At 62.4% G+C, this 12,184-nt stretch carries 12 protein-coding genes and 1 tRNA gene; 8 read left to right on the top strand and 5 right to left on the bottom strand.

Features of this window, described 5'->3' with window-relative positions; genetic code table 11:
• Positions 1–43 precede the first annotated feature (43 nt).
• Positions 44–126 (bottom strand) — tRNA-Leu (locus AB0O87_RS03425).
• Between the two features lie 143 nt (positions 127–269).
• On the opposite strand from AB0O87_RS03425, the gene AB0O87_RS03420 reads away from it, so the two are divergent.
• From AB0O87_RS03420 to pknB, 7 genes are read left to right on the top strand one after another with little or no spacing between them, the layout of a single operon-like run.
• Positions 270–995, top strand: coding sequence for a DUF3662 and FHA domain-containing protein (locus AB0O87_RS03420; protein ID WP_363511738.1), 726 nt, complete (start codon positions 270–272; stop codon positions 993–995).
• Positions 992–1,507, top strand: coding sequence for an FHA domain-containing protein (locus tag AB0O87_RS03415; protein ID WP_363511736.1), 516 nt, complete (start codon positions 992–994; stop codon positions 1,505–1,507). The genes AB0O87_RS03420 and AB0O87_RS03415 overlap by 4 nt, the downstream gene beginning before the upstream one ends.
• A gap of 7 nt (positions 1,508–1,514) precedes the next feature.
• A complete protein-coding gene (locus tag AB0O87_RS03410; protein WP_363511734.1) occupies positions 1,515–2,843 on the top strand; it encodes a PP2C family serine/threonine-protein phosphatase in 1,329 nt (442 codons plus the stop codon).
• Positions 2,840–4,225 carry an FtsW/RodA/SpoVE family cell cycle protein gene (locus AB0O87_RS03405; protein WP_363511732.1) on the top strand — a complete coding sequence of 462 codons (1,386 nt, stop codon included), beginning with the start codon at positions 2,840–2,842 and terminating at the stop codon, positions 4,223–4,225. Before AB0O87_RS03410 ends, AB0O87_RS03405 begins: the two co-directional genes overlap by 4 nt.
• Before the next feature lies 1 nt (position 4,226).
• On the top strand, positions 4,227–5,681 hold the full coding sequence (locus AB0O87_RS03400; RefSeq protein ID WP_363511730.1) for a penicillin-binding transpeptidase domain-containing protein: 1,455 nt from the start codon (positions 4,227–4,229) through the stop codon (positions 5,679–5,681).
• The gene (locus AB0O87_RS03395) at positions 5,678–7,411 is read left to right on the top strand and encodes a protein kinase (protein WP_363511728.1); all 1,734 of its coding nucleotides are present in this window, start codon (positions 5,678–5,680) and stop codon (positions 7,409–7,411) included. Before AB0O87_RS03400 ends, AB0O87_RS03395 begins: the two co-directional genes overlap by 4 nt.
• A 43-nt stretch (positions 7,412–7,454) precedes the next feature.
• Positions 7,455–9,143, top strand: a complete 1,689-nt coding sequence (pknB, locus tag AB0O87_RS03390; protein ID WP_363511726.1) for a Stk1 family PASTA domain-containing Ser/Thr kinase — start codon at positions 7,455–7,457, stop codon at positions 9,141–9,143.
• A gap of 27 nt (positions 9,144–9,170) precedes the next feature.
• Here pknB and AB0O87_RS03385 read toward each other — a convergent pair whose 3' ends face one another.
• From AB0O87_RS03385 to AB0O87_RS03375, 3 genes are read right to left on the bottom strand one after another with little or no spacing between them, the layout of a single operon-like run.
• Positions 9,171–9,800 carry a gamma-glutamyl-gamma-aminobutyrate hydrolase family protein gene (locus tag AB0O87_RS03385; protein WP_363511724.1) on the bottom strand — a complete coding sequence of 210 codons (630 nt, stop codon included), beginning with the start codon at positions 9,798–9,800 and terminating at the stop codon, positions 9,171–9,173.
• Positions 9,797–9,952 (bottom strand): hypothetical protein, encoded by a 156-nt coding sequence (locus tag AB0O87_RS03380; protein WP_363511722.1) that lies wholly within the window; start codon positions 9,950–9,952, stop codon positions 9,797–9,799. Before AB0O87_RS03380 ends, AB0O87_RS03385 begins: the two co-directional genes overlap by 4 nt.
• 28 nt (positions 9,953–9,980) lie before the next feature.
• Positions 9,981–10,775 carry a class E sortase gene (locus AB0O87_RS03375; protein ID WP_363511720.1) on the bottom strand — a complete coding sequence of 265 codons (795 nt, stop codon included), beginning with the start codon at positions 10,773–10,775 and terminating at the stop codon, positions 9,981–9,983.
• 103 nt (positions 10,776–10,878) lie between these two features.
• Between AB0O87_RS03375 and AB0O87_RS03370 the strand changes: the two genes are divergently transcribed.
• On the top strand, positions 10,879–11,118 hold the full coding sequence (locus AB0O87_RS03370; protein WP_363511718.1) for a cell division protein CrgA: 240 nt from the start codon (positions 10,879–10,881) through the stop codon (positions 11,116–11,118).
• Between the two features lie 167 nt (positions 11,119–11,285).
• On the opposite strand, the gene AB0O87_RS03365 is transcribed toward AB0O87_RS03370, so the two are convergent.
• A complete protein-coding gene (locus AB0O87_RS03365; RefSeq protein ID WP_363511716.1) occupies positions 11,286–12,179 on the bottom strand; it encodes a rhomboid family intramembrane serine protease in 894 nt (297 codons plus the stop codon).
• Positions 12,180–12,184 lie beyond the last annotated feature (5 nt).

The following is a 12,184-nucleotide window of genomic DNA, read 5'->3' as shown; positions in this document are numbered from 1 at the left end:
AATAAAATGAACTGATCTGGATCATTCCATGATTCAGCCGCTGTGCGCGAGGGGGGACTTGAACCCCCACGTCCATAAGGACACTGGCACCTGAAGCCAGCGCGTCTACCATTCCGCCACTCGCGCGAGCGTCTTGTTCCGAAGAACTCAACTTCCCAAAGATATCACCGATTTTCGTCTCTTTGCACACGCCAGATCGAGGTTGGGCGGCGTTCCCCCAGCGCACCTGGTTACGATGGGCCTACCGGTCGCCATGCCAGAGGAGCCCAGTGGGACTACTTGACAGCTTTGAGAAGGGTCTCGAGCGCGCCGTAAATGGTGCGTTTGCGAAGACCTTCCGCAGCGGCATTCAGCCAGTGGAGATCGCTTCAGCGCTCCGGCGGGAAGCCGACATTAAGGCCGCGGTCGTCAGCCGTGACCGCATCATCGCGCCAAACAGCTACGTGGTGCGCCTCAGCGCCGACGATGCGGAGCGGATGCAGAGTGTCGGCAGCGCACTTACCGACGAGCTGCATGCGTTGCTCACCAAGCATGCCAAGTCGCAGGGGTATAGCTTCGCTGGTCCTCTGTCGATCAATCTCGAGGCAGATGAGAAAGTCGCCACCGGCACCGTTGTCGTAAATTCCGGCACTGCCGAGGGGCGCGTCAGTTGGCAAGCTGTTGTCGATGTCGATGGGCGTCGTCACACGATTACGAGCGGTCGCACGGTAATCGGACGCGGTTCTGATGCCGACATCACGATCGCCGATGCCGGCTCGAGCCGTAAGCACGTCGAGGTCTTGTGGGATGGCGAGCGCGCCATGATGCACGACCTCGGCTCGACCAACGGCACGAAGGTCAACGGGCAGAAGCTGCGTGAAGCGGCATTGCCCACTGACACCACCATCACGATCGGACGGACCGACCTCGTGTTTCGCATTGTTCCCGTCGCAGCGCCCACGCGCCCCGCATCCCGTGGCGACGACGCCACCAGAGCGTTCGGAGCCCTCGGATGAGTGAACTGATTCTTCTTCTGCTCCGCATCGGGTTCTTGGTCCTGATGTGGTTCTTCGTGTTCGGTGTCGTGTACTCGCTGCGCGCCGACCTGTTCGGTGTGCGGGTGCGCAAGCTCCCAGCCGAGGCGACGGCTGGTGCTCCGGCGCCTGCGCCGGCGGCGGCCCCCGCCGCGAAGCCTGCATCTGCGCGTCCTTCGACCGGCCCCGCGACCGTTGCCACAGCGAAGCGTCTCGTCATCACTTCTGGCCCCAAGGCAGGTCTTGAACTTCCCCTCGGCGCAGATTCCCTCACGATTGGTCGCTCCAGTGAGTCCGCTCTGGTGATCCGCGACGACTACACCTCAAGCCATCACGCCAGGCTGATGCTGCGTGGCGACAGCTGGGCGATCCAAGACCTCGACTCCACCAACGGCACGTTCGTTGCAGGTCAGCGCGTCTCCGGTTCCCCCGTCGCTTTGTCGCTCGGCACCCCCATCAAGGTGGGCGCCACCACCTTCGAGTTGCGAGCCTGACGCCGGCATGGTCTTCGAAGGGTCGAGCGTCGCGATCTCCCATACCGGGAAGGTCCGCTCCAACAACCAAGATTCCGGCTACTCCGGAGCGAACCTCTTTGTCGTCGCTGACGGCATGGGAGGCCACGCTGGTGGTGACGTTGCTTCGAGCATCGCCATCCAGCGGCTCGAACCACTCGACCAGCCGTACGCTTCGACGGAAGATGCCGAAGCGTCGCTTCAAGCGGCGGTCACGACAGCGGCGGGCGACCTCATCCGGGCCGCGAAAGATCGTCCTGAACTCGCCGGGCTTGGCACCACCGTCAGCGCGATCATCATGGTCAACGAATACGCGGTCATCGGCCACATCGGTGACTCGCGCATCTACCTCTACCGCGACGACGCCCTGACGCAAATCACCGCAGACCACACCTTTGTGCAGCGCCTGGTCGACTCTGGCCGCATCACCCCGGAAGAGGCGCGCTATCACCCCCGCCGCTCCGTGCTCATGCGCGTGCTGAGCGACATGGACTCCGATCCAGAGCTCGACATGTTCGTGATGCACACCCAGCCGGGCGACCGCTGGCTGCTGTGCTCAGACGGGCTCTCTGGAGTAGTCGACGAGCCTCACATTCTGAAAGTGATGCAGCTGGGTCTCGCACCAGGCCGCACTGCCGACAACCTCCTCAAGCAGGCGCTCGATGGTGGCGCGCCAGACAACGTCACGATCGTGCTCGTCGACGTGGGCGGGCAGCATCCGATTCACTCCGGCACGCCGACCATCGTTGGCTCTGCGTCAAACCCCGACGGCGTCTACGTCCCGCCTGTGCGCCCTGCACGCAGCAGCTGGCTGCACCCCGTGCGTCAGGCAGCAAACGAGCCCAGTCACTTCGAGCCAGCTCCCGAGTACCTCGAAGAGCTCATCGAAGAGGATCGTCGCCGCGCCAAACGTCGCCGGCTCGGCTGGATTGCTGGCGTGCTCGTCTTCATCGCCATGCTCGGCGTCGCCGCCTTTGCTGCCTACAGCTGGACCCAGACGCGCTACTTCATCGGCGCAGACGAAGACAGTGTTGTGATCTTCCAGGGCGTGCAGCAGAACATTGGCCCGATCACGTTGTCGACCCCCGTCGAAGACACCGACATTTTGCTGGCGAACCTGCCGCCGTATCAACGCGCCTCCGTCGAGCGCACCATCACCGCGCGATCCCTCGCCGATGCGATGGCGATCGTTGACCGACTTCGCGCCGGCGCAGACGCGAATGCCATCGAGCACACTCCGCTGCCCACCCCCATGCCGACACAGATGCCAACGCCGGCCCCTAGCCCGAGTGAGACTCCGGCAGGAGGTGCCGGATGAGTGCCGACGTATCGGCCGACACCAGTGTGATCACGGCCCTCAAACGCATTCGGATGCCGCAGACGCAGCGAAACCGCGAATTCTGGCTCCTGCTTTTCGCCTGTGTGATCAGCGGTGCTGCTTTGACGCTTGTGCAGTTGGGCGCGCTCGGTGTGATCGACCCAATGATCCTCGCGATTGGCGGGGGCCTTGCTGTCCTCGCATTCGCGCTGCACGTCGTGCTGCGGTTCGTGGCCTCAGACGCCGACCCGTTCGTCGTCCCCATCGCGACCCTGCTCACAGGGCTCGGCATCGCGATGATCTACCGGATCGACATTGCCTTCGGTAACACCGGGTGGAACGCGTACTCCACCAAGCAGCTCGCCTGGACCGCGATCTCGCTCGCTGGTGCCATCGCCGTCGTTATTCTGCTGCGCAACTACCGCGTGCTCTTCCGCTACACCTACATCTTCGGCCTCGTCGGAATCCTGCTGTTGCTGTTGCCGTTTGTGCCAGGCCTTCGTATCCCCGACGCCAACGCGGCGGTCTGGGTCTCGTTGGGCGGGGTGTTCGCTTTCCAGCCGGGCGAGCTTGCCAAGATCTGCCTCGCGATCTTCTTCGCCGGCTACCTGGTGCGCACCCGCGAGAGCCTGACCTCGGTCGGCAAGCGCGTCATGGGCATCACCTGGCCGCGAATGCGCGAACTTGGCCCGGTACTTGTCGTCTGGATCATCTCGCTCGGCATCATCGTCTTCCAGCGCGACCTCGGTACCGGAACGCTAATCTTCGGAATGTTCGTCGCCATGCTCTACGTGGCAACAGGCAAGACCAGCTGGGTGCTCATCGGCCTCACCCTGGTCGTCGCTGGTGTCGTGCTCGCGACTCAGATCCTCACCTACGTGCAAGAGCGTTTCGTGAACTGGCTGTTCCTCTTCGATCCCAGCAAGGTCGATCCAGACGGCGCCGGATACCAACCCATGCAGGGGCTCTTCGGCCTTGCCAGTGGTGGCCTCATCGGCACCGGCTGGGGACAGGGGCGACCGGAGGTCACCCCGCTCGCCCACAGTGACTACATCATCACCAGCCTGGGCGAAGAACTCGGCCTGATCGGGCTTTTTGCAATCCTTTGCCTGTACATGGTGTTCGTGAGTCGCGGCCTGCGCATCGGCCTGGCCGGTCAAGACGACTTCGGCAAGCTGCTCGCGACTGGCCTCTCGTTCACGATTGGCCTGCAGGTGTTCATCATGGTCGGCGGTGTCACCAGAGTGATCCCCCTGACCGGACTCACCACCCCGTTCCTTGCCGCCGGAGGTTCCTCCCTCGTCGCCAACTGGCTCATCGTCGCGCTGCTGTTGCGCATTTCCGACGGTGTCCGTCGCCAGCCCAGGGTCGTGATCGGTTGACATGACAAAAGAACTCCGCCGCCTCAGCATCATCTTGCTGTTCATGTTCCTCTCCCTGTTCGCTGCGAGCAGCTGGATTCAGGTTGTTGAAGCCGACAGCCTGGCGCAGGACAGCAACAACACCCGCACCCGTCTCGACAGCTACGAGATTCAGCGGGGATCGATCATCGTCGATGGCGTCAGCATCGCAAGCTCCGTACCCAGCGATGACCGCTATCAGTTCCAGCGCGTCTACACCGATGCGGTCATGTGGGAACCAGTCACCGGGTACTTCAATCCGGGGCTCGGCTCACGAACAGGCATCGAGGAGGCAATGAACGCCGACCTCTCCGGCACGGGTTCCAGCGCGTTCCTCGGTGAGGTCGAGCGCATTCTCTCCGGACAGCCGCAGCGCGGTTACAGCGTCGAACTCTCGCTCGACACCGCCGCGCAACAGGCCGCGTATGAGGGTCTGGAAGGACTCAAGGGCGCCGTCGTCGCGATCAACCCGCAAACCGGGCGCATCCTGGCGATGGCTTCAACCCCAGGTTTCGACACCAACCTGATGGCGACTCACAACTCAGACGCCGCCAACGCCACCTACGAGAAGCTCGTCGCAGACCCAGACAATCCGCTGTACAACCGGGCGATCGCTGGTGACCTGAATCCTCCTGGCTCTACGTTCAAGGTGGTCGTCGCGGCCGCCGCCTACGCCACCGGAGAGTGGACACCAGATTCCACCCTCCCCAACCCCGTTTCGTACACACTTCCTGGGTCATCCAGCCGTGTCTCGAACGCGTGGGGCGGCACCTGTGGCAGCGGTTCGACAGTGACCATCGCTGAAGCGATCAGACTCAGCTGCAACATTCCCATGGCCGAGCTTGCAGTCGAGCTTGGCGACGACGTGATTCGTGAAATGGCGGAGAAGATGGGCTTCAACCAATCGTTCGAAACACCCCTCGTATCGACCCCCTCTAGCTATCCTGGAGCGCTCGACGACGCGCAGACCGCCCTCACCGGCTTTGGCCAGGGACAGGTCACCGCGACCCCGTTGCAAATGGCGATGGTCTCTGCGGCGATTGCGAACGACGGCATCGTCATGAACCCGCAAATGGTGGATGCGGTTATCGGCAACGACCTCTCTGTGATTCGAGCGTTCGAAGACAGCGAGTTTGGCCGCGCGATGGAACCGGATGTCGCCAACGATGTGACTGCCGCCATGGTGGCCAGCGTCGCTACGGGGGCGGCGCAGGGTGCAAGAATAGATGGGATCAACGTGGCCGGTAAAACAGGCACCGCTGAGAACGGAGATAAGCCGCATACATTGTGGTTCACCGGGTTTGCACCGGCGGACGACCCTGCGGTCGCAGTAGCTGTCGTTATCGAAGATGGCGGCGGACAAGGACAATCAGGGAGCGGCGATACCATCGCTTCTCCGATCGCGAAGAAGGTCATAGAGGCGGTGCTGGGCAGATGAGGCCGACGCAGGGTGTGTCGTTCGGTAGTCGTTACGAACTGCAGTCGCGTATCGCGATCGGCGGTATGGGCGAGGTATGGGAAGCAACGGATCACGTCATCGGACGTACCGTCGCTATCAAGATCCTCAAAGATGAGTACATGGGGGATCCAGGGTTCCTCGAGCGGTTCCGCGCGGAAGCGCGGCATGCTGCCCTCGTCAACCATGAGGGCATCGCCAGCGTGTTCGACTATGGCGAGGAAAACGGCAGTGCCTACCTCGTCATGGAGCTCGTGCCTGGCGAAGCGCTCTCGACCGTGCTCGAACGCGATGGCGCGCTCAGCGCAGACAAAACGCTCGACATCGTGGCACAGACAGCCTCCGCGCTGCAGGCAGCGCATGCCGCTGGCCTCGTGCACCGCGATATCAAGCCGGGAAACCTGCTGATCACACCAGACGGTCGGGTCAAGATCACCGACTTCGGTATCGCCAGAATCGCCGACCAGGTGCCTCTCACTGCCACCGGGCAGGTTATGGGCACTGTGCAGTACCTGTCGCCAGAGCAGGCATCAGGGCACCCCGCCTCCCCCGCGACCGACACCTACTCGCTCGGCATCGTGGCGTACGAATGTCTCGCAGCCAAGCGTCCGTTCACCGGTGAGTCGCAGGTCGCCATCGCAATGGCACAGATCAACGAGCAGCCTCCGCCGCTGCCGCCGACCGTGCCGATTCCCGTGCAGAACCTGGTCATGGCAATGATCGCCAAGAAGCCAAGCGATCGCCCGTCCTCGTCCGCAACAGTGGCGCGTGCGGCACAGGCCCTACGTCGTGGTGACCTGAACTCGGCGGCGATCGCCGTTCCGGCCATCGCGACCGGCGGTGTCGCTGACGACGCGACGCGCATGATGACCACGTCGGGTGACGACGGCACCACACGCATCCTTCCCACCACCGCTCAGCTTCCTACCGAGGGCGCTGAGGAGGAAGAGGAGAAGAAGAAGCGCAGCCCGTGGACCTGGCCCCTGATCGCGCTCATCACACTGCTCGTCATTGTTCTCGGCGGCACGGTGTGGGCGATGGTCTTCAATCAGGGCAACGACGCAGAACCCACTCCGACACCGACTGCCACACAGACGCAGACGCAAACGCCGACTCCAACTCCGACGCCAACGCCAGAAGTGACCCGCGTTGATGTCACAGCACTGGGCCTCGAGGGCATGGATTGCGGTGCAGCCACATCGACGTTGAAGGATGCCGGCTTTGACAGCGACATCACATGCGCCGAGGGCGACGCCGCTCGCGCCGATGGTGATGTCGGCAAGGTGTACCGAGTTGCGCCTGCTGGCAACGTCGAGACGTCGCAGGCAATTACGCTGACGATCTACGCGGCACGAGCTGGCATCCCCACCCCGACAGAAGCCCCCACGATCGAGGGCGACCCGATCGCCGGATCGACCGTCAAGATCGCCTGGGGTGGTGGCTTCGCTTGCCCGACCGGCACAACGCTCTCTAGCTACGTCGTTTCGCTGCAGAACGGCACATTCGTGTCAGGTGGCCCCAACTTCCCGCCCACTCAGCGCAATGCTGATGTGAAGGTTGCAGATGCTGCCGGTCAACAGCTCATCGTCACCTACCAGGGCGTCTGCTCTGGCGGAGACGAGCGCACGTCGGCTGCTTCACCTCCCCTTTCCGTCGCGATCGTCGCCGCGCCCGACCCGGGCGATGGTGATGGTGGCGGCACAGACGGCTAACCTTTAGTCCAACGAGTTTTTTGTCACCAACAGGGGGTCGGACGTGTCCACAGAGCCACAAGTCATCGCGGGTCGATACCGCGTCGACGAGCTCATCGGGCATGGCGGCATGGCGAAGGTCTATCGCGGATCTGACCTCACCCTCGGGCGTGATGTTGCCATCAAGATTCTTGACCCCGATCTGGCACGCGACAACGCCTTCCGCAACCGTTTTCGTCTAGAAGCGCAGGCGGCCTCGCGAATGTCGCACCCCTCGATCGTGCGAGTGTTCGACGCGGGCGACCCTTCCGTCAACGATGCGAACACGACAGAGCCGCCTTACATCGTGATGGAGCTCGTCAAGGGCACGCTGCTAAAAGACATCATCGCGGCTGGTCCTGTGCCAGTGGCAGATGCGGTGCGCTACGCAGACGGCATCCTAGAAGCCCTGGACTACTCGCATCGTGCCGGTGTCGTGCACCGCGACATCAAACCGGGCAACGTCATGGTCACCGACAAGGGCCAGGTCAAGGTGATGGACTTCGGCATCGCCCGGGCTGTCTCTGACTCCTCCTCCACGGTCGCCGAGACCACGCAGATCATCGGCACCGCCGCCTATTTCTCTCCGGAGCAGGCCAAGGGCGAGCCTGTGGATGCCAGAGCCGACCTCTATTCGGCAGGAGTAGTTCTCTACGAGATGCTCACCGGTCGTCAGCCGTTCCGGGGAGAATCCCCGGTGGCCGTCGCCTACCAGCACGTCAGCGAGACGCCCCTCCCGCCAACGGAGGTAAACGAAGACGCTCCGCGAGCGCTCGACCCCATCGTGCTGCGCGCTCTTGCGAAAGACCCGTATCAGCGGTATCCGGACGCGGCGAATTTCCGCGCAGCACTCGATGCCGCGGCAAATGGTGATGCGCCCAGTCGCAAAGAAGTAGGGGCGCTCACGAGCGAGCTCTACGGACCGAGTCCTCGTCAGGCACAAGAGACCGCACGGTCATTGCGCCAGCTCAGCACCGACACCACCATGACGCGCACCCAGTCGGGCCCGCCGGTCGCATGGCTGTGGGCGGGAGTCGCGCTTCTCGCGGTCCTGCTGGTTTCTGTTCTGTTCTGGGTGGTGACGATCAGCATGCGTCCGCCGGACGTTTCCAGCAGCTCTCGGATCGTCCCGAACCTCGTGAATGTTTCATCTGAGCGCGCTCAAGATGATCTCGCAGAGCTCGACCTCACCGCGAAGATCGTGGTGGAGCCGAGTTCGGAGATCGCCGAGGGCAACGTCATCAGCACCGATCCGGAAGAGGGCACGTCAGTAGAAGAGGGCGCGACAGTCACCCTGTTGGTGTCATCCGGTCAAGAAACGGTGGTCATGCCGAAGATTGAAGGCATGGCGCTGGCCGACGCGACCAAAGCGTTGACCTCGGCTGGCCTTCAGCTCGGAACCGTCATTCAGCGCAACGATAAAGCGCTGGCACTGAACACTGTGCTCTCGGCAAGCGAAGAGGCCGAGTCCGAAGTTGAACCAGGCACGGTCGTCAACCTTGTCGTGGCGAGCGGTGAGGTGACTCTCACCGATCTGGTCGGCTGGAGTATCGATGCGGCGACCACAAACCTCAAAGACCTCGGGCTCAATCCCACCACGGCAGAGACCGCGGAGTGCCCCGCTACCGATCCGCCAACCGTGTACTCGATGTCGGTGGCCCCAGGAGATGTACCGATCGCCTCCACGGTCGAGCTACGTTACTGCACCGGATAGCTGCGGTTGAGCCGGTTACTCATTGCTTTAGCTCAGCGGGTGCAGGCTCCTTGAACGAGCCACAGCGTGCGGATCCCCGCACATCTCAAGCCAGTTCGCGAGCAGCCGGTATCCACCCTCTGTAAGCACGCTCTCCGGGTGGAACTGCACACCGACGATCGGAAGATCGCGGTGCGACAACGCCATCACTGTGCCGCTCTCGCTCCACGCCGTGACGCGCGCCTCCGGCGGCAGTTTCTCGGCAGCCAACGCCAGAGAGTGGTAGCGGCCGGCGCTGAACGGAGAAGGGATGCCCGCAAACAGCGCAGAGTCATCATGGCGCACCGCAGAAACCATGCCGTGCATCAGCTCTGGGGCCGACGACACCTGAGTCCCCCACATCGCCCCGATCACCTGGTGCCCGAGACACACGCCCAACGTGGGGATTCGTCGTCGAGCGGCGATACGCACCGCGTCCAGTGAGGCTCCGGCATCCGCAGGGGTTCCTGGACCGGGCGAGAGCAGAAGTCCATCGAAAGTCGGCAGCGACCGCTCCAGCTGCGCAGCGTCGGTCGCATCTGATTCCACCATCAATGCATCGGCGCCCAGCTCGCGCAGGTAGCCCACGAGTGTATGCACGAAGCTGTCGTGGTTGTCGACCACGAGAACCCGCGTCATTCGACGTCGATCTCCCCCGGGGCGACGATCGGGCTCAGCCACGGAAATACGTACCAGAAAAGCCCATAAAGCACGGCCGCTACGAGCACGATCAGAATGACAGCACGCAACCACCACGGGCCGGGCAGCAAGCGCCAGAGTGCGGCGTACATCAGTCTTCTTCCTTACAGCGGTCCATGGTCACAGTGAGGGTGATGCCGGCGGCGGCGGGGTGTCGGTTAGCGCCGACGGAGGGCCTTCGGCTCGGGGTTGAAAACTATCAAACACTCCGTACGCGATGATCCGCTCATCGAGAGAGTACAGCGGAGAGCAGGCTGTGAGGGTGATGAACTGCTCGCCAGTCTGCTGGTCTGGCATTTGCGGCACATCGGCCAGAACTTCTGTCTGGCTGGGCGTGACGTACTCGAGGGTCCTGAAGCGGTAGGTGTACCAACCATCAGGAGTCTCAACAACGATCGCGTCGTTAATTTGCAGCTTGTCGAGCTGGTTGAAGGGCTTACCCCAAGTGGTGCGGTGTCCGGCCAACGAGAAGTTGCCGACCTCGCCGGGCATCTTGGAATTGGAGTAGACCCCGATCCCCTTCTCGTCCAGCGTGCGAGCCCTACTGGTTCCGCCATAGATTCCGAAGTTGTAGTCCTCGCCGAAGCGGGGAATCTGCATCTGCCCAAACCACTCTGCGTCTTCTGGCGAAGTGGGTACTGGCGGCACAAAGGCAGTCCCTCCGTCGTCCGTTTCTACGAGCGGCGGAAGCTCGGGCGCCTCCCCTTCGGCAAGCATCTGGGAGATAGCAGCGCCCTCGCTGTTTTTCTGGGCACTGATGATGATGTCGCCGATCCACATCTGCCAAGCGACAAAGAGCATCACAAGCGCACCAGCCGTAAGCAGCAGTTCGCCCAGCACGCTCGCGAAGGTCGCGCGGGAGCGAGGTCGCTTTCGCTGCTGTCGTCGCCCCCCAGGCGCAGCGGATGCAGTCATGCCGCGATCTTATCCGGCATCGCTGTGTGCAAGCCTCAGTTACCGGCCGCTCACTGGTGCTGCCGCCTCGTCAGAAGATAGCTGCCATGGGTACAATGTGGGAATGGCACGTGACCGAAAGACTGAAGAACCCGCCGAAGTGCGCGCCGAAGGCGACGCCGCTCCGAACGCCGTCTGGTTCAAGCCGGTGATGGTCGGCTTCATGCTTTTGGGCCTCGTCTGGATCCTTGTGTTCTACATTTCCGGCACGCAGTACCCGATCCCGGGTCTCGGCAACTGGAACCTCGGTATCGGCCTAGGCATCGCTCTTATTGGCTTCTTGATGACCACGCGCTGGCGCTAATCGCCACGATCTTCATAAGGCCCCTCGCACTGCGGGGGGCCTTTTTTGCGCTCGCAACACCGGACTGAACGACTACTCAGAAAGTTATCCACAGATCTCTCCACAGCCTGGGGAGAATTACACCAGTGTTATTCACAGGGGTTAACAACCCTGTTAACAACTCCGGATCAGGACAAAAGGATCAGAGGCGGGACGAACGCGACGAGCACAATCAGCACCACGACCACGGCCGAGAGCAGCAAAATCTGCCACTTGCGCTGATTCGGCCGCTTCGTTCGCGTGTAAATGAACGCCACGAGGGCGCCAATGATCGCGCCACCAAGGTGCGCTTGCCACGCAATATTGCCGATGAAGAAGCCAAACGCGAAGTTGATTCCCAAGATCACGAGAAGCCCGGTGACGTTAGCGCCGATGTGGCGCCCGACGATCAGCAAGGCGGCGAGAAGACCGAAGATCGCTCCAGAGGCACCGACAGTCGAGGTCAAGGGCGCAAGGCAGGCGACCATGACAGATCCGCCGAACCCGCTGATCAGATAAATCGCAAGGAACCGCCCGCGTCCCAGCATCGGCTCAAGGCTTTGACCCAACATCCACAGCGCGAGCATGTTCAACGCAAGGTGAATGAAGCCACCGTGCACGAACATCGCGGTAACCAAACGCCACGGTTCGAACGGGAGCGCAAAGAGGTTCGGATACAGATACGGGGCCGCGAACAGCAGCTGACTGGTGATCTGGTCACCGATACCCGGTATTAGTTGCAGGAGACCAATGAAGGACGTCACTGCGAGCAGTGCATATGTGACGACGGGCTTGCCCCCGCGGGCCATCGCCATGGTGCCGCCACTGCGGGCACCCCACCGACGAGCAGCCTTCTTTTGCGCCGGCGTGCGGTTCTTACGCTCGGCTTCCATACATTCGGGGCAGATGACGCCCACCGGTGCCTGGGTCTGGCACTCAGGGCAGATGGTGCGCATGCACCGCTGACAGAGCACGAAGCTCTGCCGATCCGGATGGCGATAGCAGAAGTTGTCTCGATTACTCGTGAACTCAGGCGTGGTCATCCGGA

The organism is Microbacterium sp. NPDC076768 (genome assembly GCF_040687205.1).
Classification (GTDB): domain Bacteria; phylum Actinomycetota; class Actinomycetes; order Actinomycetales; family Microbacteriaceae; genus Microbacterium.
Note: the sequence above shows the minus strand (reverse complement) of the source record. Positions and strands in the feature narration are given on the sequence as shown.

Excerpts from the sequence above, each read along its gene's own strand:
- AB0O87_RS03365 (WP_363511716.1), bottom strand. The coding sequence starts at position 12,179 with ATGACCACGCCTGAGTTCACGAGTAATCGAGACAACTTCTGCTATCGC.
- AB0O87_RS03375 (WP_363511720.1), bottom strand. The coding sequence starts at position 10,775 with ATGACTGCATCCGCTGCGCCTGGGGGGCGACGACAGCAGCGAAAGCGA.
- AB0O87_RS03410 (WP_363511734.1), top strand. The coding sequence starts at position 1,515 with ATGGTCTTCGAAGGGTCGAGCGTCGCGATCTCCCATACCGGGAAGGTC.
- AB0O87_RS03395 (WP_363511728.1), top strand. The coding sequence starts at position 5,678 with ATGAGGCCGACGCAGGGTGTGTCGTTCGGTAGTCGTTACGAACTGCAG.
- AB0O87_RS03405 (WP_363511732.1), top strand. The coding sequence starts at position 2,840 with ATGAGTGCCGACGTATCGGCCGACACCAGTGTGATCACGGCCCTCAAA.
- AB0O87_RS03400 (WP_363511730.1), top strand. The coding sequence starts at position 4,227 with ATGACAAAAGAACTCCGCCGCCTCAGCATCATCTTGCTGTTCATGTTC.
- AB0O87_RS03380 (WP_363511722.1), bottom strand. The coding sequence starts at position 9,952 with ATGTACGCCGCACTCTGGCGCTTGCTGCCCGGCCCGTGGTGGTTGCGT.
- AB0O87_RS03370 (WP_363511718.1), top strand. The coding sequence starts at position 10,879 with ATGGCACGTGACCGAAAGACTGAAGAACCCGCCGAAGTGCGCGCCGAA.
- AB0O87_RS03385 (WP_363511724.1), bottom strand. The coding sequence starts at position 9,800 with ATGACGCGGGTTCTCGTGGTCGACAACCACGACAGCTTCGTGCATACA.
- AB0O87_RS03415 (WP_363511736.1), top strand. The coding sequence starts at position 992 with ATGAGTGAACTGATTCTTCTTCTGCTCCGCATCGGGTTCTTGGTCCTG.